The sequence below is a fragment of the Brevibacterium sp. 50QC2O2 genome, from assembly GCF_024580675.1.
Lineage (GTDB): Bacteria > Actinomycetota > Actinomycetes > Actinomycetales > Brevibacteriaceae > Brevibacterium > Brevibacterium moorei.
This window is the reverse complement of sequence record NZ_JANIJZ010000001.1, coordinates 306181-331488: the sequence shown is the minus strand read 5'-3', so window position 1 is coordinate 331488 and position 25308 is coordinate 306181. Positions and strand designations below refer to the sequence as shown.

The window sequence follows — 25308 nt, the reverse complement described above, 5'->3', positions numbered from 1 at the left end:
CGGGTGCCGGCCCTGTCCGCCCTGCGGATTCTGGCCCGGGTGCTGACCGGGCTGGCCCGACTGCGGGCCGTACGGGCCCGGCTGCGAGGGGTAGGGCTGGCCGGCCGAAGGGTACTGCTGCTGTCCCGGGTACTGGCCCGGCTGACCGTGCTGCCCTGGGTACTGGCCCGGCTGGCCCGGTCCGACCGGCGGCAACACCTGGGTGGGCTGATCGCCATAGGGACCCTGCGGGCCCGGATAGGGCTGCCCGGGCCCGGCCTGCGGACCGCCGGCCTGCGGATGATCCGCCGGTCCACCGTTGCCGTCGGGTCCCTCGGAGGCCAGGCCGGACCAACCGCCCAGGTCCACGACCTGGCGTTCCGGAACCTCGATCGGCGGGATGTCGGAGACGGGACGGTCCGGATCGGCCAACCAGATGTCGCGCTTGGGAGCCTTGACGACATCGGCGAAGATGTCGGTCAGCTGGTGCTGGTCCAGGGTCTCCTTCTCCAGCAGCTCGTGGGCCAAGCGGTCGAGCACTGCGCGGTTGGTCGTCAGCGCCCAGTAGGCGTCGGCGTGCGCGGTGTCGATGAGTTCACGGACCTCGGAGTCGATGATGTTCATCGTCTCGTCCGAATAGTGTTCGTCCGCGTTCCGGCCGGCGTAGGGATCGGAGTTCTCATCGCCGATCTTGACCATGCCCACGCGCGAACTCATGCCGTACTGCGTGACCATCTTGCGCGCGGTTCCGGTGGCCTTCTCGATGTCATTGCTGGCACCCGAGGTCGGATCGTGGAACACCAGTTCCTCCGCCACGCGCCCGCCCATCGCATAGGCCAGCTGGTCCAGCAATTCGTTGCGGGTCGTCGAGTACTTGTCCTCATCGGGCATCACCATGGTGTAGCCCAGGGCGCGCCCGCGCGGCAGGATCGTGATCTTGGTGACCGGATCCGTGTTGTTCATCGAGGCAGCCACCAGGGCGTGGCCACCCTCGTGATAGGCGGTGACCAGGCGTTCCTTGTCGTTCATCAGGCGGGTGCGCTTCTGCGGACCGGCGATGACGCGGTCGATCGCCTCGTCGATGATGACATTGGTGATGGCGTGCTGATTGGTCCGCGCCGTGAGCAGCGCGGCCTCGTTGAGCACATTGGCCAGGTCCGCGCCGGTGAACCCGGGGGTCCGTTTGGCGACCATGCCCAGGTCCACGCTGGAGTCCAGGGGCTTGTTCTTCGCATGGACCTCCAGGATGCGCTGGCGGCCCTTCATATCGGGGGCCTCCACCGTGACCTGCCGATCGAAACGGCCCGGCCGCATCAGGGCGGGGTCGAGCACATCGGGGCGGTTGGTCGCCGCGATCAGGATGACGTTCGTGTTCGCGTCGAAACCGTCCATCTCCACCAGCAGCTGGTTGAGGGTCTGTTCGCGTTCGTCGTTGCCGCCGCCCATGCCCACACCGCGCTGTCGACCCACCGCGTCGATCTCGTCGATGAAGATGATGCAGGGGGAATTCTGCTTGGCCTGCTCGAACAGGTCGCGCACACGCGATGCGCCGACACCCACGTACATCTCCACGAAATCCGAACCGGAGATGGAGTAGAACGGGACCCCGGCCTCGCCCGCCACGGCCTTGGCCAGCAGCGTCTTACCGGTACCGGGTGCGCCGTAGAGCAGCACGCCCTTGGGGATCTTCGCCCCGACCGAGGTGAACTTCTTGGGTTCCTGCAGGAATTCCTTGATCTCCTGCAGTTCCTCCAGGGCCTCGTCGACACCGGCCACGTCCTTGAACGTGACGTCCGGGTGCTCCTTGTTGACCAGCTTGGCCTTGGACTTCCCGAAGTTCATGATGCCCTTGCCGGCACCGCCCATCTGGGACAGCAGGAACCAGAAGATCAGACCGATGATGATGAAGGGGATCAGATTGATCAGCAGGCTGGTGACCCACGACTGCTTGGGGACCTCGTCGGTGTAGCCGTTCTCCAGCTTGGCGTCGGAGACCGCCTTGACGACGGTCTCACCGCGTGGTTCGACGTAGAAGAACTGGACCTTCTTGCCGTAGTCCTTCTTGTCGACCTTGAAGTCCTCGTTCAGGGTCATGTCCACGCGCCGGTCGCCGTCGACGACCTTGACCTGTTCGACCTTGCCGTCCTTGAGCAGACTCAGGCCCTGGCTGGTGTCGATGCGTTGGAAACCCCCGCCTGACAGCAGGAGTGTCGCGATGGAGATGACGATGATCGCCAGAATGACCCAGGACAGCGGGCCCCTGGCCATCTTCTTCATACGCGCCTGACCGCTGGAGAGCCCGGTCTTGGCGCTCTTGCCACCGGACTTGGAATCGGATGACGGCCCGTCCTGCTTGTCCGGACGGTTCTTATCGGAGTCGGCCATGGGTCCTCTCGGCGACGATGGGATGGTGCGACGGGCAGTCTAGTGCGCGAAGTTTGGTTTCAGCTGTAGACGTGCGGGGCCAGGGTGGCGACGAAGGGCAGGTTGCGGTACTTCTCCGCATAGTCCAGACCGTAGCCCACCACGAATTCGTTCGGCACATCGAAGCCGATGTACTTCACGTCGATATCGACTTTCATGGCGTCTGGCTTGCGCAGCATCGTGCAGATCTCCACCGAGGCGGCCCCGCGCGAGCGCAGATTGGCCAGCAGCCATGACAGGGTCAGGCCGGAGTCGATGATGTCCTCCACGATGAGCACGTGTGCGCCGTGCAGGTCCGTGTCGAGGTCCTTGAGGATGCGCACCACACCAGAGGACTTCGTGCCGGAGCCGTAGGAGGACACCGCCATCCAGTCCATGGTGATGTGCGAGTGCAGGGCCCTGGCCAGGTCCGCGATGACCATGACGGCGCCCTTGAGCACGCCGACCATCAGGATGTCGCGCCCCTGGTAGTCGTGGTCGATCTGCGCGGCCATTTCCGTCAGCCGATGTTTCAGCTGTGCTTCCGTCACGAGGACGTGTTCGATGTCGGTGCCCAGATCCTGCTGATCCACGGTGCCTCTTCCCCTTCGATGCCTTTGCGATTGCGCTCTTCTCAGCTTACCGTGTGAGCACTGACACGGGTCATGCGCAGTGCGCCGCGCTCCGTGTCCGGTCCGCGCACCCGGGACACTGACACCCCCGGCGGGACCGATACCGCGCCGTGGCGCACCCGCATGAGCAGTTCGTCTACGGCCAGGACGTGCCGGTGGGTCACCTCCTGGCGGGCGCCGGCGGCGGCCAGCCAGTCGCGGATGATCCGATGGCGCAGCGCCGCCGGTTCGGCCGAGGCCGCGGCCGGCAGATCACCCGGTAGTCCCCCCGGGTGCCCGGACGGTTTGCCGGCCGGGTCCGCGCCCAAGCGGTGCGCGGCCTCGGCCGCCTGGGATTCCAGCAGGTCCGAATCGGCCGCCAACTGGTCTGCGGTCCTGGCCAGAGCGCGTGCGATGCCCGGGCCCAACTCCCGTTCGAGCAGTGGCAGCACGGTGCGCCTGGCGCGGACCCTGGCATAGTGCGGGTCCTCATTCATCGGGTCGTCCCAGACCTGCACGCCCTGGGCCAGGCAGGCCGCACGGGTGACGCTGCGCGCGCATCCCAGCAGCGGCCGCCACACGGTGCCCGTGACCGGCCGCATCCCCGCCAGGCTGCGAGCACCCGCGCCACGGGCCAGGCCCAACAGCACGGTCTCGGCCTGATCGTCCAGGGTGTGCGCGGTGAGCACGGCGAGCGCACCCAGTTCTAGCCGGCGCGCCTCCAGGGCGGAGTAGCGGGCGGTCCGGGCCGCAGCCTCGAGCCCGGCGGGGTCGTCCGCCGCCACTGTGACGCGCGCCCCGGTGGCCTCCAGGCCCCAGGCGCGCAGCCGGGCGACCACGCCGGCGGTGTGCGCGGCCGAGCCGGATTGCAGGCCGTGGTCGACGACCACCGCGGCGAAGCGCAGGGGCGGGCGCGTGGGCCCCGGCCGTTTGGACGAGTTCTGCAAGAAGGCCGCGGCGGTAGCCAGTGCCATGGAGTCCGCACCACCGGAGACGCCCAGCAGGAAGGTGTGGCCGGGGTGCTCGCCGGGCTCGGCCCCAGAGGGCTCCGGCAGGTGCGAGGCGAGGAATTCGCGCAGCCGGCGGCGCACCTCGGCGGTGGCGGGGTCAAGACGCGGGCGGGCCGGGGTGGCGGGCGCCCCGACCAGGTCCCGCCGCTCGGTGGATCCGTCAGCGGCGGGCATGGGGCGCTGCTCGGCCGGCCCGCCGGCCACACCCTCAGCCCAGGACACGGGCGACCCACTCCCCCGGGGCTGCGATCTCGGACGGGCTCGGCAGCGCCTGGGGGGATTCCCAGACGGCGGCCAGTCCCGCATGGCCCACCCGGCCGGTCACCCCGCGCACGAAGCGGGCACCCGAACGGTACTGTTCCATTTTCTCCGCCAGTCCCAGGGCCCGGGCCACGATCGCACCGAAGCCCGCCCCGGAATCGTCCCTGCGGGTGTCGAAGCGCGCGCGGATCTGCGCCACGCTGGGGATGACGCGTGGGCCCACAGCGTCCATCACGACGTCCGCGTGGCCCTCGAGCAGGCTCATAATGGCGGTGATCCGCTCCAGTTTCTCCCGTTGGGCGGGGGTGGAGACGATGTCGAGCAGGCTGCCATGGCCGGTGATCGTGCGTACCACCGCACGGATCGTGTCGAGGACACCGGGCGATTCGTCCTCGGCGGACACCGCGAGCTCCACGATCAGCCCCTCCAGGTATTCGCGCAGCCAGGGTGCGGCCGCGAACTGCACCTGGTGGGTGGATTCGTGCAGGGCCACCCACAGCCGGAAGTCCCGGGGCACAACCTGCAGCCGCTGCTCGTTCGCCGCGACGTTCGGGGCGACCAGTAGCAGATGGCCGCGGGAGCCGAAGGGCAGGTACTGTCCCAGCACCCGGGGCGCCAGTACCGACAGCGCGGCACCCAGTTCCGCGGCCGCGCCCAGGTCGTCGAGCCCCTGCAGGCGCGGATGGGCGACGGGGTCCTGCGCCAGGGTGCGGCCGGCCTGGACCAGATCGTCAAGCCCGCGTTCGGTCCCGACAGCCGCCAGCAGGCCGCCCAGCCCCGCCGTGGCCTCGATATTCGCCTTGGCCCAGCCCAGGCGGTCGACGACCAGTGCGGGGCCCTGTCCGGCCAGGGCACGCCGAGCCCGGGTGTCGGCCCCGGGTGCCAGCCGCATAACGCCGAGCACCAGGTCGGGAGCAGTCTGCGCGGCATTGCGCAGATCCGCGACCAGGGCCCGGGTCGCATAGCGGCTCAGCCGGGGCCCGGCCGGGGTCAGTTCGCGCACGGTGCGCAGTGCCGGGTGGAGCCGGTCCTCACCGCCCTTGTGCGAGCGCACTCAGCTGCACCCGCAGTCGGCCAGTTTGGTGACATTGGCGTCGTAGAGCTTGCGTACCGCATCGGCGGAGCCCGGCTTGATCCCGTCGGCCATGAATGCGAATGCCAGGAGCCTGCCGTCCTTGGTCACGACAGTGCCGGCCAGCGAGGTCACGGTGGACAGGGTGCCGGTCTTGGCGCTGACCTTGCCCGCCCCGTCCTTACTGGCCGGATCCCGGTAGCGTTCGGCCAGCGTGCCCGACAGTCCGCCCACCGGCAGACTCGGAATGAGCTGGGACAGGTCGCCCCGGCTGGTCGCGACGGTGCGTACCACATCGGCCATTTCGTGTGGGCTGATCCGGTTGGAGTAGTCCAGGCCGGAGGTGTCGCCCAGGTGAATCGAACCGGTTTCCACCTTCAGCTGCGTCAGCGCTGCGATGACTCCGGCCGGTCCTGCGTCGATCGAGTCGCCCTTGCCCATCTTCTTCGCGACCTCGACGCCCAGCACCTCCGCCATGACATTGTCACTGTTCTCCAGCATGTACCTGGTCTGTTCGGCCACGCTGGCGCTGGCGACAGCGGCGACCCGTTCGGCACCCTGCGGGGCTTTCTGGGGCTTGGCAGTGGTCGTCGCGATGCCGTGGCCGTCCAGTGCCGCAGTGAAGGCCTTGAGGGCGGGGGCCACCGGATCGGACATGCGCGGGGCGTGTTCCCCCTGGCCAGTCTTGCCGGCGGAGAGCATGAGCGGGGTGATCGGGTTGATCGCGCCAGTGGCGATGTCCGCGCGCGACCAGGCGGAGGAGAACCGCTGGCCGGAGTAGCGCGAGAGGTCGACCGATACGCTCGCCTTCTTCACACCCTGTTCCTTCAGCTGTGCGGCTGTCTGCTCGGCCAGGTCGGCCAGTCCCGCACGGCCCATCACGGATCCCGCATCGGATTTCCCTGCGCCCAGCATGACGTCCCCGCCGGCCACCAGGTAGAGGTGCGGTTGCCCGCCCGAGGCGCCTGCCGCCTCGGCCGCGGAAGTCGCCTCGGCCGCGGGGCCACCGGCCAGCTCCACACTGGTCGTGAACCTCGTCTCCCCGCCCAGCACGCCCAGGGCGGCCGTGCCCGTGAGTACCTTGGTGACCGAGGCGGGCGTCTTCTGAGAGTCCGCCGCGGTGGAGTACAGGACCTTCCCGCTCAGTGCATCGCGGACCTCGGCGCCGAACTTACCGGTCATCGCCTTGTCCGACTTCATCCCTCCGAGCAACCTGGCCAGATTCTCCGGCACCGGGGCGTCATCGGCCAGCGCGCGGGGAGCTGCGACCTTGTCGATGCCCGGGGTCGGTTCGGGCAGGGGATCGAGCAGCAGGGCCGGCTGGGTCGTCAGGGGGCCGGGCAGAATGTCGTAGGCGTCACCGGCGCCATAGGCGGCACCCACGATGACGACCGCGGCAGCACCCCAGGCGCAGGCCCGCAGAATCGGATGGCGCCGCTTTCCGCTCTGCCTCTTCGTCACTCTTCAGTCCTCTCAGGTACCCGGCTGCGTCGACTCCGGATCGGCTCTGTATCGACTCGCCGACATCCTTCTCTATGCTAGAGGAGTATGCCCGCCGCCGGCGCATCCGCTCGTGGGCGGAGGGCATCGAGACGATCCAACGAACAGACAGATAGGACTCGAGGCACTCATGGAACTCCTTGCCACGATCGAAATCCCCGCGGGCTCGCGGAACAAGTACGAAGTCGACCACGAAACCGGCCGCGTCAAGCTGGACCGCTACCTCTACACTTCCATGGCCTACCCCACGGACTACGGCTACTTCGAGGGCACCCTGGGCGAGGACGGCGACCCGCTCGACGTACTGGTGATCCTGCACGAGTCGGTATTCCCCGGCTGCCAGGTCGACGCCCGCCCCATCGGCGTGTTCAAGATGGAGGACGAAGCCGGCGGCGACGACAAGATCCTGGCGGTCCTGGGCGGGGATAAGCGCTTCGAGGACATCGTCGACGTCAAGGACATCGCGCAGCACCAGCTCGACGCCATCGAGCACTTCTTCGTCCACTACAAGGACCTGGAGCCGGGCAAGTTCGTCAAGGGCTCGACCTGGGCCGGCCGCGAAGAGGCCGAGCGCATCGTCAACGAGTCGATCGAACGCGCCAAGACCGAAGGCCACTGACCTGCCGAGTGGCTCCACTCATGCATGTGTGGCTCGATAACTCATGGGGTTTCGAGCCACGCGAGCATGAGTGGAGCCACCCGTGCATTCAGGTGGAGATTAGGACTGCCTAAGTCTCGTTTTCCTGTGCTCTATGCCACGCTGGAGACATGCTCCGCCTCGACCATGTTTCGTTCGCCGCTCAGCCGGACGGCTGTGCCGCGACTGCCGAGCGGATCGCCGAGCAGCTGGGGATCAAGCCCTATGACGGCGGCCTGCATCCGCGCTTCGGCACGCGCAATATGATCTTCCCCCTGGACGACGGCCACTACCTCGAAGTGGTCGAGGCCCTCGAACACCCGGCCGCCCAGATCACGCCCTTCGGCCAGGCCGTCAGAGCGCAGTCGGCCCGAGGCGGCGGCTGGATGGGCTGGTGCGTCGCCGTGGACGACACCGACTCGGTCTCCGAACGCCTCGAACGCCCCTGGGTGCCCGGCAACCGCACACCCGAGGGCGGAGAAGAGCTCCACTGGAAGCAGATCGGGGTCAAGGGCCTGATCGCCGATCCGCAGCTGCCGTACTTCATCCACTGGGAGTCCCCCGCCGAACAGCACCCCTCTGCGCGCATCCGCCTGGCAGTGGCGAAAACCGCCATCATCGCACTGGCGATCGCGGGTTCCCGTGACCGGCTGCGCAATTGGCTGGGTTCGCAGGACCCCAAGCCCATCCCGGAGATCAGCATCGACTGGACGGCGCCGGACGGCCTGCCCGGCATCGAATACGTGACTTTCCAGACCGCCCGCGGCGAAGTCGTCATCTGAGTCATCTGACCGGCCGGGCGCGAGGCCGCACCAGGACGGCCCTGTGCCGGCACCAGTCCGACCCCGTGCCCGTACCGGGTCAGCGCGGATCGACCGCGGCCAGGATGCCCGGCGCCAGGAAGCCCGCCGCGTCGATGAGGGTGTGCGCCACGACGAAGGGCATGACCCGGCCCCAGCCCGTCGGGACCCCCAGCGGCGCGCCCGCGGCACCCACGGCCGCGTTGAAGCCGCCCGCGACCTCGACGGCCCGCAGTTTGCGCAGGTATAGCCAGCCGAAGATCACGCCCATTGCCACATTGCCCACGAACGGCCCGATCCCCTGGTACAGGTGGTAGCTGGCGCGGAACACCGCCAGGGCCAGGATGACCGTCCACGGCCCCGCCCCCATCCGGCGCAGTCGGTCCACGCAGAACCCCAGGAGCAGGACCTCTTCGAGCACGCCGTTCTTCACCGCGGCCAGGATCAGGACCGGCACCGTCCACCAGTTCGCGCCCAGGTTGTTCGTCTGGATCTCCGCGGTGACGCCCAATGACCGTCCGAGGAAGTACACGCCCAGGGTGCCCACACCGATCACGATGAACAGCAGGACTCCTCGCCCGAGGTCCCCGCCGGGCCGGCGCGCATCGAACCCGATCCGCCCACACACCGCACGCAGGCTGCCGGGCTGCAGCGTGCCGGGCTGTGGGCTGCCGTGCCCCGGCAGCCGGTCCAGGCTCATGAAGTACAGGGCAAGGACCACCGGCACCAGTGTGAAGCCGATGCCAAGCAGCTGATAGAGCAGATCGAACCAGGGCCGCGACGACACCGAGGTGTTCAGCTGTGCCTGCGCATCGGCCAGGGGCCCGCGGCTGAGCGTATCCGCCAGGTCCACGACGGCGTAGACGGCGGACTTCCCCAAGGACAGCAGCGCGACGAGCGCGAGCTGGAGACCATAGCGCGGCCCGGGTGCCGGCGGAGTGCTCACTCCCCGGGACCCGGCCGGTCGGCGCCGAGTTCACCGGCGGGACCGCTGTCGCCCGGCCCGGGCGCGGCCGGACCTCCGGCCTCGACCCGGTCCAGGACCCTGGCGCGCGCGGCCTCCCTGGCCTCGCGCCGATCACGTCTGCGTTCCTTCATCCCTTCCAACAACATGTAGAGCACGGGGACCAGGACCAGAGTCAACAGGGTCGAGGACACCAGACCGCCGATCACCACGATCGCCAGGGGCCGCGAGATGAACACCCCGCCGCCAGTCAGGCCCAGGGCCATGGGGGTCAGCGCGAAGATCGTCGCGAGCGCCGTCATGATGATGGGACGGTAGCGCAACCTGGCACCCTGGACCACGGCCTCGCGCAGTCCCACCCCGTGGGCGCGGAAGTGGTTGATCAAGTCGATGAGCACGATCGCATTGGTCACGACGATGCCGATGAGCATGAGCATGCCGATCATCCCGGTCAGCCCCAGGGGCGTTCCGGTGGCCAACAGCAACCCGATCGACCCGGTGGCGGCGAACGGAATGGACACCAGCAGGATGAACGGCTGGGCCAGCGATTTGAACGTCGCGACCAGGATGACGAAGACGATGAGGATCGCCGCCAACATCGCCAGTCCCAGCTGGGCGAAGGCGTCGGTCTGTTCCTGGGTCGCGCCACCCATGTCCGCGCTGACGCCCGAGGGCAGGTGCGTCTCGTCGACGACCTTCTGCACTGCGGCACTGGCCGCGCCCAGATCGTCACCGGACGGGGTGACACTGACCTTGGCCGAACGCAGACCATCGGAGTGCGAGATCACCGGTGGGGTGGACACCGTACGCACCTTCGCCACGTCCTTGAGCTTGACGGTCTTGGCCTTCGGCTGTGCATCGGCCGAGGACGGATAGCCACCGGGCACCTGGCCCGACGGCATCTGGCCCCCTGGGTACTGTCCGCCCGGTGCCTGCGGATAACTGCCGGGCACCTGGACATTGGGCATCTGCCCGCCGCCGGGGATCTCCTGTCCGGGTCCGGTGGGCTGCCCGGGGCCGGTGGGCTGCCCGGGGCCGGTGGGCTGCTGTGTGGGGTCCGAGGTCTTGGTCGGATCTTCACCAGGCGCCGAGGTCTTGGTCGCGGTGGGCTCATCGCGGGGCGCATCCGTCGTCGGGGGCGCTGTGGTTTGGCAGTCGGGTCCACTGGGCGGCAGCTGATTGCCTTCGTCGTCGGTCGTGGGCACGCAGGTGGGTTCGCCGGTGTTCTCGCTACCCTTCGGGTCCTCGGCCGGAGCGGCCAGCGGCCGGAGGGATCCCCCGGCGCGCGCCACCTGGCCCCCAGCCTGCGGAGCCGCACCGTCGGAGGCACCCGCACCGCCGGCAGCCGCACCGCCGGTGGAGGTTCCCCCGGCGGATGCCCCGCCGGCCACGGTGATCTTGAGGTTCTTCAGTTCGTCCACGTCGGTCACCTGGCCGTCGAACAGCAGCACCTTGTGCGTGACATTGTCGAAGACCACGTTGCCGATCGTCTGGCCGTCCATCGCGCGGGCCACCGCCTGGCCGATCGCGGCCTCGCTCAGGCCCTTCTTCGCCGCCTTGCGATGGTCGACGTCGACGCGCACGACCTCCTTCGTGGCGGCTTGGTCGTTCTCCACCTGTTGCACGCCATCCGCGCCGCCCAGGGCCTTGCTCAGGGTCGCGGCGGCTTTGCGCAGGTCCTCGGTGGAATTCGCCGTGAGGTTCACATCGATCGTCGAACCGCCGACCGTGGACTGCCCGTCCGCCAGAGTGACCTCGCCCGCGTCGTCGAGCTTCGCGGTGGCCTCCCGGATCCGGTCCCCGACCTGGGCCGGGTCCGCGTCCTCGCGCACGTTGATCAGGTAGCTGCCCAACAGGCTGCCGCCGGACGATCCGAAGCCGAACTGATCGTCGCCCACGCTGAACTGGAAGGATTCGATGCCGGGGTCGCGGGCCAGCAGCTGTTCAACGGGCTTGGCCCGGTCAGCCGCCTGTTCGATGCTCAGGCCGGCGGGGAAGGTCTGTTGGACCTGCAGCGAGTCCTCGCCGGTATCGCCCAGCAGCTCCGTCTTGAGTTTGGGCACCATGGCGAAGGTCAGGACCAGGACGACCACGGCCGCGACGAGCGTGATGAGCGGGTGCTTGGTGGTCCAGCCGATGACCGGCAGGTAGGTGCGCTGCAGCCGGGTCGCAGGCGCGCGCAGGCCCGCGAGTTCGTCGACTGCTGCGGGGGCCTCGGCCGCCGAGGTCCCGGTAGCGGCACCGCCGAGCGGGCCCAGGGCCGCGGCACTTCGGCCGGTAGCACCGCCGGCCGCGCGCAGCGGCACGGTGTCCTCCCCCGAAGTGCTCGGTTCCCCGGCTTCGTCTTGTGCGGGCTCACCGGCTTCGGCCGAATGCCTGCCGTTGCGCTCGGCCCGGTGACGCCGGCGCAATGCCGCCACGGCAGTGCGCTGTTCTGCACGGATCTCCCGCTTCTGGTCACCGCTGAGCCGCACCCGGGACTCGCGGGCGCGCAGGAACCAGTAGGCCAGCACCGGCACGATCGTCAGTGCCACCAGCAGAGAGCTCAGCAGTGCGATCGTCACGGTCAGGGCGAAGGGGCGGAAGAGCTCCCCGGTCTGCCCGGAGACGAAGATGAGCGGGGCGAACACGGCCACCGTTGTCAGGGTCGAGGCGGTGATGGCGCCGGCGACTTCGCCCACGGCCGCCAGGATATTGGAGAACTTCGTGGTGCCGTCTGAACCTGCGGCCTGCCTGCGTCTGATGGCCTCGATGACGACGATCGAATCGTCGACCACCCGGCCGATCGAAATCGTCAGTGCCGCCAGGGTGAGCATGTTGAGCGTCTGCCCGCCCTGCCACAGCGCGATCAGTGCGATGAGCAGCGACATCGGGATGGATATCGCGGTGATGACGGTCGCGCGCACGCTGAACAGGAAGACCAGGATGACCAGGACCGCGAAGATCAGACCCAGCACGCCCTCAGTCATGAGGTCCTTGATCGAATCGTCGATGAATGGCGACTGGTCGAACAGAGTGGTGAAGTCCGGATTGCCGACCTTAGCGCCCAGGCCGGGCAGTGCATCGTTGACCGCACGGGCCACGTCCACGGTGTTGGCATCCGGTTTCTTCGTCACCGACAGGGTCAGGCTGGGTTGCCCGTTGGTGCGCGAGACACTGGTTACCGGCGCGTCCTTCAGCGCGACGTCGGCGACCTTCGACACCTTGACCGGGCCGTCGCTTCCGGTGACGACCAGGTTCCGGATCTGTTTGACCGAGGCGATGCGCTTGCCCACTTCGACCGGCGCGTTCTGCTTGCCGTCGGCCAGGTCACCGGCCGAGGTCGGGACCCCGTTGGCCTGTAGGACTCCGGCGAGCTGTTCGACGGAAACGCCCTCGTCTTTGAGGTCGTCCTTGTCGATGACGATGTCGACCTGTTTGGTCCGCCCGCCGGAGACCGTGGCCGAGCGCACCCCGTCGACCTTCTTCAGTTCGGGGACGACGACGTCGCGCAGATCGCTCGCCAGCCGTTCGGTGTCCGCTGCTGTGGCGTCACCGCCTGTGGCAGCGGGATTGGCGGAGACCACCAGGACGGGCAGGTCCCCCATGCCGCCGCTGATGACATTGGGTTCGACGCCGTCGGGCAGTTGGGACTGGACCTGGGACACCGCGCGCTGGAGTTCGCGGACGATATCGTCGGAATCGGTGCCGTATTTGGTCTGCACCGTAATCTGCGAGGAGCCGGTTGAGGACTGGGAATCCACGTGTTCAACCGATTGCAGACCGGTCAGCGCCGTTTCCAGCGGATCGGTGACCTCGCGTTCCACGGCTTCGGGGCTGGCACCCTGGTACTGGGTGACGACCACGGCCTGAGGCAGTTCGAAGCTGGGAAACAGCTCCTTCTTCAGGGTCGATGCTGCGATCACGCCGAAGAGCACCGCGCACACGCAGATCAGTGCGATGAGTGCGCGGTTCTTCAGGCTGAGCTTCGTCAGGAGGTTCACGCGCCCAAGGCTACCGGCACCGTCTGACACGGTCTATGCAGGTTTCCCCACCCCTGCATGCTGCGGACCTCGGGGCAACCTCCGAGGCGCGTCCCGGCTGTGCAACGGCCACCTGGGCCGCAGCTTGGTCAGTGCGTGGGAGTCACGCCGCCGCTCATCCCGCCGTTGCCCTGGACGACTCCGCCGGACATGTCCACCGCGCCACCGGACATCTGCGGCTTCTGCGCAGGCGGCGAGGGCTTCTTCGGCGGCTTGGTAGCCGGCCACGGCACGGCCCTGCTCTTCCACTTGCCGTTGGCTATCCGCGAGAACACCTTCCACTTGTTCTTCATCATGTCGTGGGCGGAGAAGAACACTTCACCGGTGATCTGCGGGATCTTCGCATCGAAGCCCAGATGGTTGTCCAGCTCATTGCGCCCGAACTCCTCGCCCAGACGATAGGCCCCCTGGCCGATGAACAGACGGACCTTCGTGCCCTTGACCACCCCTGCCCACCAGCGTGCCAGGGTATTGTAATCGGCCACTTTGAAGCCCTGTTTCCAGTACAGCTGCGGGACGACGTAGTCCACGTACCCCTTTTTGATCCAGGCGTATGTGTCTGCGTAGTTATCGCTGTAGGACTCGCCGCCGTGGGTGTTCGACCCACGTGAGTCGTTCTCCTTGTTCCGCCAGATGCCGAACGGGCTGATGCCGAATCGCACTCCGGGGCGCACCCGCTTGACGCTGCTGTGGATGTCGGCGACGAAGGAGGTGATGTTGGCCCTCCGCCAGGCGCCTCGGCTCTTGCCCCCACCGTGCTTCTTGAAGGCCTTGTCGTCGTCGAACTTCTTCCCGTCCACGGGATAAGGGTAGAAGTAGTCGTCGAAGTGGACCCCGTCGATCTTGTAGCGGCCCACAACCTCCAGGACGACGCTGCGGACATGGCGCCGGACCTCGGGCAGACCGGGGTTGTAATAGACGGAACCCGCATAGCGCACAGTCCACGACGGGTGCTTCTTGCCCGGATGGGATGCCGGCAGCTTCTTGAAATCCGCACTCGAGCAGATCCGGAACGGATTGAACCAGGCATGGAATTCCAGGCCGCGCTTGTGACACTGGTCGATCTGGTAGGCCAGTGGGTCGTAGCCGGGGTTCTTTCCCGCCTTCCCGGTGAGCCACTTGGACCAGGGTTCGAGCTTCGAGGGCCAGAAAGTGTCGGCATTGGGCCGCACCTGGCCGATGATCGCGTTGAACCTGTATGCCTGCGCACGGTCCAGAATGCCGCGCAGCTGCGACTTCTGCCGGGATACGGACAGGCCCGTATCCCCCGGCCAGTCGACGTTCTCCACCGTCGACAACCACAGGCCCCGGAATTGGGTGCCGGCCGCTTCTGCGGGCTGGGTCGACGTGGGTCGGACGGCCAGAACGGTCCCCAGGGCAGCGCTGAGCACGCCCGCGGAACCGAACAGCCGCAGGGCCCTGCGGCGGTCGAGGTTCACTGATGTCTCCTTGCGTGGGAAGTGGCCCGGCCAGGAGTCCCCGGGCACACGGGAAGTCTAACGGCCGGGACCCATGCGGGCGGTGAATTCCCTCACCGCCCGCGCGCCGCCCGCCCCACCTTGCAGAGTTCCACTACTTACCGAAATGTTGATTGGGAACGGTCCCATAGGGGGTTTTCAACATTTCGGTAAGTAGTGGAACTCAAGCGGAAGGGCGGGGTTATTTCGGAGGGGTCACGGTCGGGGCTTCACCCACCACCTGTGGGGCCGTTTCACGTGCCGGTGCCCAGGCCAGCAGGGCGACCACCACGATCAGGCCGGAGACGCCGAAGGCCGCTGCATAGCCGAAGGTGTCGGCCAACCAGCCGGCGACGATCGGTCCGAAGATGGAGCCGGCATCCTGGGCCATCTGGAAGCGCGAGATGACCCGGCCGGCCGCGCGCTTGGAACCCACCACATCGGCCACGGCCGCCTGCTGTGCCGGGTTGAGCATGCCCGCGCCCACCCCGCCCACCAGGCTCAGGGCCAGAAACACCCACAGCACGCCGGAGAATCCGATCGCGATGGTCGTGGCGGCCAGCACCGCCAGGCCCACCACCACGAAGGGTTTGCGCCCATGCCGGTCCGACCAGCGGCCGACCATCGTCACCGATGCCGTGTTGCCGATGGCAAACATCGTCAGGGCCAGACCCGCCGCGGAATGGTCCGCGTGCAGCACCTGCACCACGAACAGCGGGTACAGCGAAGTCCTGGCGCCGAGTGCGGCCCAACCGTTGGCCAGCCCGCCCACCAGCGAAGCGCGGTAGGCGGTGTTGCGCCAGGCCTCGTGAATGCGCATGGGCGGCAGGGGCGCCGCGGCCGTAGCTCCCTCCCGCCGCTCCGCCGTCTGATCGGCGGCCACAGGCCCCGAGGCCGCAGCCCCGGCAGGAGCCTCGGCGTCGATGTCGACCCGCCTGTCGCGCGGCCGGCGCGGCTTGGCGCCGATGTCGCCCAGGCGCACCCGGACGATCACCGCCGCGATCACCAGGCCGGTGCCGTAGACGAAGAACGGCACCCGCATGCCGAACCCGGCCAGCAGTCCACCCACCACCGGGCCCACGATATTGCCCAGCAGGAACGAGGTCGCGTACATCCCCGTGGCCCGCCCGCGCGCGGCGGGCGGGGCCAGCCGGATGATCAGCGCGGTGGCCGAGATCGTGAACATCGACGAGCCGATCCCACCCAGCGCACGGAAGACCAACAACTGCCAGTAGTCCTGCGCGAACCCGCAGGCGTACGTCGAGACCGCGACGATCCCGATGCCCACGATGTAGACGGTGCGCTCACCGTAGCGGTTGAGCAGACGGCCCGAGGCCGGGGCCATGACCAGGCGGAACAGGGCGAAGGCGCTGACGACGACCGTCGTGGCCATGATGCCCATGTCGAAGGACGCGGCGAACTGCGGCAGCACCGGGGCGACGAAGCCGAACCCGAAGGCCACGATGAACGCCGCGGACACCAGCACCCAGATCTGGTGGGGCAACGGCGCCTTCGGCGGGCGCGGCGGCAGCGGGGGCCTGGCACTGCGGGCCGGCTTGGGGCTCACTTCCCGCTGCCGGGCAGGTGGCCCAGAAACCGATCAGGATCCAGCGGCCCCCGCTTGGAGGCGGCCAGCTTCTGCTTGAACTTCGGATCGATGGTGCCCACGTAGAGCCACCCCATGAGCAGTTCATCGTCGTCGAGGCCATGGTAGGCGCGGACTTCGGGGGCGTTGGCGGCCAGGCCGCTGCGCCACATCACGCCCCAGCCGGCGGCCCACAGGGCCAGTTCCAGCAGATGAGCCGCACCCGCAGCGGTCGCATGCTGCTCCCATTCGGGAACCTTGTGGTTCTCCGTATGGCGGGCCACCACCGCGATCAGCAGGTCGGCGCGCAAGGGCTTGGTATTGACCTCGCCGTCTTTCCGCTCCGTACCCGAGGCCGCGTCCAGGGCCCGGCCCAGGCCGAGGCGTTCATCGCCGCGCAGCGTGATGAGGCGCCAGGGTCGCAGGGACTTGTGATCGGCCACCGGGGTGACCGCTGCCAGGAGTTCGCGCAGCTCCTCGTCACTCGGCGCACCGGGTCCGACCTTGGACACCGAACGCCGGGCGGCCATCGTGGCCAGGGTGGGGTTTTCGAAGATACCCATGTGAGTCCTTACTTCAGGGCCTTGTCGGCACCGTACTTGGCCTGCTCCGAGGTGAAACCCTCGAATTCCAATTGGTCGATCAGCCGCTCACGCGACATCTTCGTGCTCTTGAGGTACTCGGACGCCTTCTTCGCAGCCTGCTCGTTCCAGTCCGTGGTCTCGTCCACGGACTTCACCCCGTGATCGGCCTCGGCATCGGTGAATTCCTCGAATTTCAGCTGTTTGAGCAGCCCCGGCTTGGAGAATGCCATACTGTCCAGATATTCGGCGGCCTTCTTATCGGCCTGCTGGGTCCAGTCGACGTTCACGTGGTTGGCCGCCCAGGTGGCGTCCTTGGTGGAGATCTTCTCGAACTCCAGCTGCTTGATCAAGCCCTTCTTGGAGAATGCCGCGGTGCGCAGATAGGAGTTCGCACGGTCCAGGGCCGTCTGCTGCGAGGAGGTGCCCGCCGCGCCATCGGAGCCCGTGTCGGAGCCCGTGTCGGAGCCGGCGGCGTCGGCAGCGGCCTCGTCCGAGGCAGCATCGGCTGCCGCATCGGAACCGGCGTCGGCACCTGCCGCGTCCTCGGCCGCCGTGTCCGAGTAGCCGTCGGAGGCGGAGTCGGCCGAGTCCTCGCCGACCGCCTGGTCCTGGCTGGCCGGCGCGATGGGATCGTCGAAGCCGGACGACTGCTCACTGACCGCGGCCGCCATGGAGATGGCAACGACGATCGAGGTGACGATGCCGATCACGACGCCCAGTCCCCACCAGATGATGGTGACGATCCAGCCGATCCGCTTGTTCTGCTGGTAGCCGGCCAGTTCGCCGCCCCGGCTGTCGCGGGTCTTGCCGCACAGCACCAGGATGATGTCGACCAGGGTCCAGATACCCAGACCACCGGCGGTGATGAGCTTGACGATGCCCGTGCCGATCTTGCCCAGGTAGAACCGGTCGATGCCCCAGCTGCCCAGCAGCAGCGCCAGCAGCCAGGTGACGACGAAGGACTTCTCACCCTGCGCTACGGGACCACCGGCTACGGGTGCGGCCGGGTAGCCGCCTGCGGGGTAGCTTGCCGGGTCATTCGATGTGGGGAACTGGTTCGGATTCGACGGGTCGTGGGGAGGAGGAGGGGGGACACTGGACAAAACGATGGTCCTTTCGGGCACTGCGGCCGGATGGAATGGATCTGGAGGTGGGGCGGATCCATCGTACCGGGGGCAGTACTCACCTCATCCAGTCGGCCCACTGCCGGCGGGCGTGGGCGACCTTCGGATCGATGATGAAGGTGCAGTAGCCGTTGAACGGATTGCGGTTGTAGAAGTCCTGGTGATATTCCTCGGCCGGGTAGAACGTGCTCATCGGTTCCAGGCTGGTCACGATGGGGCGCTCGTAGAGTTCTTGCCATGTGTCGATCGCGGCCTGGAAGTGTTCGCGCTGGGCCTCGTCTACATAGAACATCGCGGACCTGTACTGCGTGCCCACGTCGTTGCCCTGCCGGTTCAGGCTCGTCGGGTCGTGCCCGGTGAAGAACTCGCCCAGGATGACGTCCTCTGGCACCTGTTCCTCGTCGAAGGTCACGCGCACGGCCTCGGCGTGCCCGGTGGCCCCCGTGCACACGGCACGATAGTCCGGGTCCGGCAGGGTCCCGCCGATGTAGCCGGATTCCACGTCCATCACGCCCACCGTGTTGCGGTAGACGGCGTCCAAACACCAGAAACAGCCTGCGGCCAAAGTCAGAGTTCTCACGTGCAGGTCAACGGCGCGGGCGGGCCCGGTTATTCCGCCTTCCCGGCCCGCGCGGCCTTCCCGGCCTTCTCCGCACGGCCCAGGCGGGAGTGCCCGCGCGACCAGGTGAAGTAGACGACGACACCGATGATCAGCCACACCACGAAGCGCAGCCAGGTGTCCATCGGCAGGTTCATCATGAGGTACAGGCAGGCGATGACCGACAGGATCGGCAGGACGGGAACCCACGGGACCCTGAAGGAGCGCTGCAGGTCCGGCCGGGTGCGGCGCAGCACGATCACGCCGATCGACACGACCACGAAGGCGGCCAGGGTGCCGATGTTGACCATCTCGGACAGGGTGGACAGCGGTACGAAGGCCGCGATGATGGCGATGATGATGCCGGTGCAGATGGTCAGCCGGTACGGGGTCTTGGCCTTCGCACCTGTTTTCGAGAACCACTGGGGCAGCAGGCCGTCGCGCGCCATCGCGAAGCCCACGCGGGTCTGGCCCATGAACAGGATCATCGCCACGACGATCAGGCCGATGCAGGCGCCGATCGCGATGATCGTCGCCATCGAATCCATCCCGACGGCCTGGAAGGCCGCGGCCATGGGCGCTCCGCCCTCCGCGTCGATGTCCTTGTAACTCTGCATCCCGGTGATGACGAAGGTGACGAAGATGTAGAGCAACACGACGATCGCCAGGGACGCCATGATGCCGCGCGGCAGATCCTTCTGCGGGTTCTTGACCTCCTCGGCGGTGGTGGCGACGACGTCGAAGCCGATGAAGGCGAAGAACACGATCGCGGCCCCGGCGAAGATGCCGCCGACCCCGAAGGTGCTGGGCTGCATGCCGAAGAGCGCCTGGACCATGGGCTGGTGCATCAGCCCGCCCTCGGCGGCGGCCGGCGCCTCGGCCGGCGGGATGAAGGGCACCCAGTTGCTCGCCTTGACGAAGAACAGCCCGGCGATCACGACGATCGCCACAACCACCAGTTTGATGCCGGTGATGACCAGGTTGATCCGGCTGGAGAGCTTGACCCCGGAGACCAGGACGAAGATCAGGCCGATGATCAGCAGCCCGGCGGGCAGATTGACGAACCCGCCCTCGACCGTGGCTATCGCCTCGGGTATTGCGAACGGAGTCTTCTCCAGGACTATCGCCAGATATTGGCTGAACGACGTGGCCAGCGCGGCCGAACCCAGGGTGAACTCCAGGATCAGATCCCAGCCGATGATCCAGGCGATGAACTCGCCCAGGGTCGCATAGGCGAAGGTATAGGCGGAACCGGCCACCGGCACCGTCGAGGCCAGTTCGGCGTAGCACAGGGCCGCCAGGGCACAGACGATGCCGGCGATGACGAAGGACAGGACCAGCGCGGGCCCGGCCTTGGTCGCGGCGGCCGTACCGGTGAGCACGAAGATACCGGCGCCGATCGTAACGCCCACCCCGAAGACCGTCAGGTCCAAAGCGGAGAGGTTCTTCTTCAGCGCGTGTTCCGGCTCCTCGGTTTCTGCAATGCTCTGTTCCACCGTCTTGGTGCGAAACAGTGAGGACATGGGGAAGCCTTTCCATGGGGTCGCGACTGCCCGACCGTTGGAGTCGGACGCCGAAAGTGTGTAGGACAGGATTGTATGCCCCAGGCTACCCACGGAACCGCACCAGGGGTAGGCCAGGTCACATGATCGGGGTGTCCGGCAGTTCGAAGCCCAGAGCCAGGGCGGCGGCCTGCGCGTCGGGCTGGTTCCACCAGCGCGCCACCTGTTCATTCGTCGCCAGCGAGCGCATCTCGGCCCGGTCCAGGTACAGGATCCCGTCGAGGTGATCGGTTTCGTGTTGGACGATCCGCGCCGACCAGCCGGTGACCTCGCGCTCGTAGGCGGTGCCCTCATTGTCCTGGGCCGACAGGATGATCTTCCGGTGGCGCGGCACCACGGCCTGGTATCCGGGCACCGACAGGCAGCCCTCGTAGAAGGACGCGAGCTCGCCGGAGGCGTCGCGGTACTCCGGATTGATCAGCGGGGTAAAGGGCAGCAGTTCGCGTTCGCGCACCCGGGCGACGTCTGCGGGCACGGTGGCCGGGTCCTCGACCACAGCCATGCGCAGGCCGATGCCCACCTGTGGGCAGGCCAGGCCGACGCCGGGCGCGGACCTGACGGTCAAGCGCATGGCCAACAGCAGCTGCAGCAGCACATCGTCGTCGACCTGCCCGTCGAAGGGCACAGTGGACTGACGCAGGATCGGGTCGCCCGCCTCGACGATGGGGATGGTGCCGTCACCGCGATCCGCGGCCTCCAGGGCGATTTCGATCTGTTCGGACACGGCGCGGTCGCGGGCTCTCATCATCTTTCAAGAATAGAGGAGGAGCCCGCGGCGCCAGGGGCCGAGGCGGCACGCGCCCCGGTGCCCCGGCCGGCCGCGCCCGGGCCTACTCCCCCGCCCGCTCCAGCACCCGCGCGGCGTGCTTGAGCAGGGGCGCGTCGATCATCTTGCCCTGATAGGCGAAGGCCCCCTGCGAGGACGCCGCCAGCTCGGTCACTGCCCGCGCCCACTCCAGCTGCGCGGGGGTGGGGGCGAATGCCTCGCGCACCACCGGCACATGCGCGGGATGGATCGACACCTTCGCGTCGAAGCCCGACTCCGCCGCGTCCAGGGCCTCCGCGCGCAGACCGTCGAGGTCCTCGATGTCCGACCAGATCGAGTCGAGTGCCAGCTTGCCGGCCGCCTTGGCCGCCAGCAGGCTGTGGCTGCGCACGTGCGTGGCCACTGCACGATAGCCGCCGTCGGGCCCCCGGCTCGAGGTCCCGCCCAGTCCCGCGACCAGGTCCTCCGAACCCCAGAACAGGGCGATGACGTTCGGTTCGGCAGCGATCTCGGACGCGCGCAGGGCGCCGGCGGCGGTTTCGATCATCGCCACCACCTGATAGTCCGCCAGGGCGCGCACATCCGCTGGGGATTCCGTCTTCGGCAGCATCACGTGCGTATAGGGCAGTTCCTCCAACAGCTGTGCGTCTGCGGCGAAGAACTCGGTGTCACGCGCATTGACCCTGATCACGGTGCGCTCGGGCGAGAGACAGCCGGCCGGGTAGACCAGGCCGGCTGCGGTGACGGCCGCCTTCTGCTTGTCGCCCGAGGCCTGCGCTGCCAGCGCGGCCTGCGTCTCCGCCGCCACGGCCTCGCGCAGGGCAGTGCGGGCGGCGGGCTTATCGGCCGGCGCCACCGCGTCCTCGAGGTCGATGATGGTGACATCGGAGCGGTCGGCGGCCTTCGCATAACGGTCCGGCCGGTCACCGGGGACGAACAGCCAGGCGGGACGGAATCGGAAGCTCACAGGCGTCCTCCTTCATTGTTCTTGCACTTCGTCGTGTTGCAGGGTGTCGCGTGATAGCCCGCGGGGCCGCCGGCCGGGTGGCTTCCCACCGGATGGTCGATGGCCCCGCACGCCCAGCCTACGACAGGAGGTGCGCCCGCGGGGCGGTCCGCCTCAGCCCCTCAGTTCAACCCGGAGATCATCCAGCTGAGCACCGGAGTCGACTGCAGGTAGACGATGACGCACAACAGTGCCAACAGGCCGACAGACCAACCCAGCACCTTGCGCAGGATCGTCGCCTCCTGCCCCGGCAGGTTCACCGCGGTCGCGGCGATCGCCAGGTTCTGCGGGCTGATCAGCTTGCCGACCACGCCACCGGTGGTGTTCGCGGCCACCGTCAGGTTCGGATCGATCCCCGCACCGGTCGCCGCAGTGTTCTGCAGCGAGGCGAACAGCGCATTGGCCGAGGTGTCCGAACCGGTCACCGCCGTACCGATCCAGCCCAGCACCGGCGAGAGCAGCGCGAACATCGGGCCGGTCTGGGCCAGGAACACGCCGACCGACTTCGTCTGGCCGGAGAAGTTCATGACATAGGCCAGCGCCAGCACCAGCACGATCGTCAGGATCGCCCCGCCCATCTTCACAATGGTCGCGCCCAGCTCCTTGACGCCCTCGGCAGGCGTCAGAGTGAACTTATCGCCGGAGCTGCACACGGAGTACACGATCGTGACGATCACACCGGTGAGCAACAGCAGGAAACCCGGAGAGGACAGCCACGGAAGTTCGAACACACCGGACTTCAACGGATTGCCGTCGGCATCCACCAGCCCCTTGGCCAGACCCGGCCACGGGATATGCGCATCGGTGGCCTTCAGACCCGCGGCCACTGCCGGCACCAGCTTGGCCACGCCGAACACGACGACCAGCAGGATATAGGGGAATAAGGCCAGCCAGATCCGCGCGCCGGAGAGCTTCTCGGCGGCCTTCGGCTTCTCGATGCCCATGCGCTCGCGGGCCTCGTCTGCGCCCTTGGGTTTGAAGAACATCATGAAGATCACGGCCACGGCCATGCCGACCAGGGCGGCGACGATGTCGGTCAGTTCATAGGAGAAGTGGTTCGCACAGAAGTACTGGGCCACGGAGAAGCACACGCCGACGACCAGGGTCAGCGGCCACAGCTGCTTGATGCCCTTGATGCCGTCGAGCAGGAACAACAGTAGGAACGGGATGAACCAGGCCAGCAGCGGGGACTGACGGCCGACGATCGCGCCGATGTGTTCGGCGTGCAGGCCCGACAGCTGGGCTGCCGTGGTGATCGGGGTGGCGATCGCGCCGAAGGCCACGGGTGCGGTGTTGGCGACCAACACGGTGGTGGCCGCCTTCAGGGGCTTGACGCCCAGGGCCATGAGCATGGTCGCGGTGATGGCCACGGGGGCGCCGAAGCCGGCCAGGGCCTCGAGCAGGCCGCCGAAACAGAAGGCGATGAGGATCGCCTGGACGCGGATGTCGCCGTGGCCCACCAGGTCGAAGATCGAGCGCAGGTCCTCGAACCGGCCCGAGCGCACCGTCAGGCCGTAGAGCCAGATCGCCATGATGACGATGTAGAGGATGGGGACCAGGCCGAAGGCCGCACCCTGGGTGGCCGAGAGCAGGGCGAAATCGGCCGGCATCTTGAAACCGAAGATCGCGACCACGATGGCCACGACCAGTGCCGCAGCGCCGGCGGTCTGCGCGCGCGTGCGGAAGACGGCGAGCATGACGAAGAAGACCAACAGGGGGATGATGCCGACCAGGGCGGACAGAAACAGACTGTCTCCGACGGGCGCCACCTCCGGGGCGAATGTGTGCATACGTGACTCCTATGTCCTCATGTGTCCATATGTGCGGATGTGCCGCACTGACGTGATCGGATACCGGGGTCGCCGATATCCGACTAAAACGTTAAGCGACGATACAGCCAGCACACATGAAACACTTAACCGAGAACTAGTGTGAACGCTCACATTCTATTTCGCAACCATCCTGACCTGGGGTTATGCATAGATACAAGATAAATACCCGGGGTATCCCACGAGTTTTCGAGAATAACGAGCGCTTCTCTTACCGTGGAATTCCCCGGGTAGTGGAGCCGAAAGGATCAGCTGTGGGATACACCCGTATCCGTCGTGTGGTCGATCCGAGTCGACAGCAGGCGCGCGCGCTGCTGCGGATCCAGGGCCAGATCGATCGCGGTCCAGGCCATCGCCAGCCCGGACTCCCACATCGCCTCGTCGGCCTCCTCGGTCACGGTGTAGGCGGCGAACTCCGGCTGGTGGTTGCCCGCCCCGCCGGCGTTCAGTCGCACGGAGGGGTGGATGGTCGGGATGAGCAGCGAGATGTTCGCCATGTCCGTGGACCCGGCCTTCTCCTTCAGGTACGCCTCATCGGCGTTGTCGAAGGTCCGACCCAGGGCCTCGGCATTGCGCTGATAGGTCGCGGAGAAGGGGTAGTCGTTGCGGAACTCCGAGTACGCGGGCCAGTCCTCCTTGATCTCGAACGAACAGCCGGTGGCGGTGGCCCCTGCCTCGAAGCACTTGAACAGGCGCAGCTTGAGCTCTTCGAGCTCCTCGATCGTATTGGCCCGGCCGTTGTAGTACATGCTGGACTCGCCGGGGACGATGTTGGGGGCCTCGCCGGCCTTCGTCACGATGCCGTGGAGCAGATTGCCCGGACGCAGATGCTGGCGCAACAGGCCGATCGCCACCTGGGCCACCGTCACCGCATCACCGGCGTTGATGCCGTTCCACGGCGCACCGGCCGAATGCGCGGTCTTGCCGTGGTAGAGGACCTCGTAGTCGTTGATGGCGCGCGTGAAGTGGCGGGACTCCTCATCGGTGCCCGGGTGGACCATCATCGCCGCGTTCACCCCGTCGAAGGCCCCGCGCTCAAGCATGAAGACCTTGCCCGCGCCCAGCTCCTCGGCCGGAGTGCCGAACAGCTTGACGGTGATCCCCAGTTCATCGGCCAGGCCGCCCAGAACCGCCGCAGCCAGCACACCGGAGGAGCCGATCATATTGTGCGCGCACGCATGGCCCACCTCGGGCAGGGCGTCCATCTCCGAGCAGATTCCGATGACCAGCTCGCCGGTGCCCTTGGTCGCGGTGAAGGCGGTGTCCAGGTCCGCGACGCCGCGCTCCACGGTGAAGCCCTGGCCCTCGATATAGGCCACGAGCTTGTCCGCGGTCTTGAACTCCTGATAGGCCGTCTCCGGCTCCGCGTGGATCGCGTGGCTCAATGCCACCGTCGCCTCGCGTAGCGCTTCCGCCTTGGTCCGGGCGGTGTCCTTGAACGCGGCGCCGGCGGAGGACTCCGCGGCCGCGTACTGGGCGATCGGATTGGGCTTGCTGGTTGTCTCCGGGCTGACAGACACGGTTGTCCTCTCAAAGTT

At 67.6% G+C, this 25308-nt stretch carries 18 protein-coding genes and 1 pseudogene; 2 read left to right on the top strand and 17 right to left on the bottom strand.

Annotated features, from left to right (window positions below; genetic code table 11):
- Positions 1-225: 225 nt before the first annotated feature.
- From ftsH to dacB, 5 genes and pseudogenes are all read right to left on the bottom strand, one after another.
- Positions 226-2256 (bottom strand): annotated as a pseudogene (gene ftsH / locus NQ038_RS01305) (ATP-dependent zinc metalloprotease FtsH); the annotation flags it as partial.
- A 167-nt stretch (positions 2257-2423) separates the two neighbouring features.
- Positions 2424-2975 (bottom strand): hypoxanthine phosphoribosyltransferase, encoded by a 552-nt coding sequence (hpt, locus tag NQ038_RS01300; protein ID WP_257048177.1) that lies wholly within the window; start codon positions 2973-2975, stop codon positions 2424-2426.
- Between the two features lie 41 nt (positions 2976-3016).
- Positions 3017-4225, bottom strand: a complete 1209-nt coding sequence (gene tilS / locus NQ038_RS15335) for a tRNA lysidine(34) synthetase TilS (RefSeq protein ID WP_373456759.1) — start codon at positions 4223-4225, stop codon at positions 3017-3019.
- Positions 4212-5318, bottom strand: coding sequence for a zinc-dependent metalloprotease (locus tag NQ038_RS01290; RefSeq protein ID WP_257048176.1), 1107 nt, complete (start codon positions 5316-5318; stop codon positions 4212-4214). The genes tilS and NQ038_RS01290 overlap by 14 nt, the downstream gene beginning before the upstream one ends.
- Positions 5319-6797, bottom strand: a complete 1479-nt coding sequence (gene dacB, locus NQ038_RS01285; protein ID WP_257061600.1) for a D-alanyl-D-alanine carboxypeptidase/D-alanyl-D-alanine-endopeptidase — start codon at positions 6795-6797, stop codon at positions 5319-5321.
- 169 nt (positions 6798-6966) lie between these two features.
- Between dacB and NQ038_RS01280 the strand changes: the two genes are divergently transcribed.
- Complete coding sequence (locus tag NQ038_RS01280) at positions 6967-7455, top strand: inorganic diphosphatase (protein ID WP_257058177.1); 489 nt, start codon at positions 6967-6969, stop codon at positions 7453-7455.
- Between the two features lie 149 nt (positions 7456-7604).
- Positions 7605-8255, top strand: coding sequence for a VOC family protein (locus tag NQ038_RS01275; protein ID WP_257058175.1), 651 nt, complete (start codon positions 7605-7607; stop codon positions 8253-8255).
- Positions 8256-8334: 79 nt separating this feature from the next.
- On the opposite strand, the gene NQ038_RS01270 is transcribed toward NQ038_RS01275, so the two are convergent.
- The 12 genes from NQ038_RS01270 to NQ038_RS01215 all read right to left on the bottom strand — a co-directional run bounded on the left by NQ038_RS01270 (position 8335) and on the right by NQ038_RS01215 (position 25290).
- Positions 8335-9219 (bottom strand): CPBP family intramembrane glutamic endopeptidase, encoded by an 885-nt coding sequence (locus tag NQ038_RS01270; RefSeq protein ID WP_257061598.1) that lies wholly within the window; start codon positions 9217-9219, stop codon positions 8335-8337.
- Complete coding sequence (locus NQ038_RS01265; protein WP_257061588.1) at positions 9216-13220, bottom strand: efflux RND transporter permease subunit; 4005 nt, start codon at positions 13218-13220, stop codon at positions 9216-9218. The genes NQ038_RS01270 and NQ038_RS01265 overlap by 4 nt, the downstream gene beginning before the upstream one ends.
- A 128-nt stretch (positions 13221-13348) precedes the next feature.
- Positions 13349-14698 (bottom strand): family 10 glycosylhydrolase, encoded by a 1350-nt coding sequence (locus NQ038_RS01260; RefSeq protein ID WP_257061586.1) that lies wholly within the window; start codon positions 14696-14698, stop codon positions 13349-13351.
- A gap of 220 nt (positions 14699-14918) precedes the next feature.
- Positions 14919-16283 carry an MFS transporter gene (locus NQ038_RS01255; protein ID WP_257061583.1) on the bottom strand — a complete coding sequence of 455 codons (1365 nt, stop codon included), beginning with the start codon at positions 16281-16283 and terminating at the stop codon, positions 14919-14921.
- A complete protein-coding gene (locus tag NQ038_RS01250) occupies positions 16280-16864 on the bottom strand; it encodes a nitroreductase family protein (protein ID WP_257061580.1) in 585 nt (194 codons plus the stop codon). The genes NQ038_RS01255 and NQ038_RS01250 overlap by 4 nt, the downstream gene beginning before the upstream one ends.
- A gap of 8 nt (positions 16865-16872) precedes the next feature.
- A complete protein-coding gene (locus NQ038_RS01245) occupies positions 16873-17988 on the bottom strand; it encodes an Ltp family lipoprotein (protein WP_257061579.1) in 1116 nt (371 codons plus the stop codon).
- 79 nt (positions 17989-18067) lie between these two features.
- The gene (msrA, locus tag NQ038_RS01240; protein WP_257061576.1) at positions 18068-18589 is read right to left on the bottom strand and encodes a peptide-methionine (S)-S-oxide reductase MsrA; all 522 of its coding nucleotides are present in this window, start codon (positions 18587-18589) and stop codon (positions 18068-18070) included.
- Between the two features lie 29 nt (positions 18590-18618).
- The gene (locus NQ038_RS01235) at positions 18619-20130 is read right to left on the bottom strand and encodes an amino acid permease (protein ID WP_257061574.1); all 1512 of its coding nucleotides are present in this window, start codon (positions 20128-20130) and stop codon (positions 18619-18621) included.
- 118 nt (positions 20131-20248) lie between these two features.
- Positions 20249-20917, bottom strand: coding sequence for a peptide deformylase (locus NQ038_RS01230; RefSeq protein ID WP_306427585.1), 669 nt, complete (start codon positions 20915-20917; stop codon positions 20249-20251).
- A gap of 82 nt (positions 20918-20999) precedes the next feature.
- The gene (locus tag NQ038_RS01225) at positions 21000-21902 is read right to left on the bottom strand and encodes a CoA ester lyase (protein ID WP_257061573.1); all 903 of its coding nucleotides are present in this window, start codon (positions 21900-21902) and stop codon (positions 21000-21002) included.
- A gap of 161 nt (positions 21903-22063) precedes the next feature.
- The gene (locus NQ038_RS01220) at positions 22064-23731 is read right to left on the bottom strand and encodes an L-lactate permease (protein WP_257061571.1); all 1668 of its coding nucleotides are present in this window, start codon (positions 23729-23731) and stop codon (positions 22064-22066) included.
- Between the two features lie 287 nt (positions 23732-24018).
- A complete protein-coding gene (locus NQ038_RS01215) occupies positions 24019-25290 on the bottom strand; it encodes a M20 family metallopeptidase (protein WP_257061568.1) in 1272 nt (423 codons plus the stop codon).
- Positions 25291-25308 lie beyond the last annotated feature (18 nt).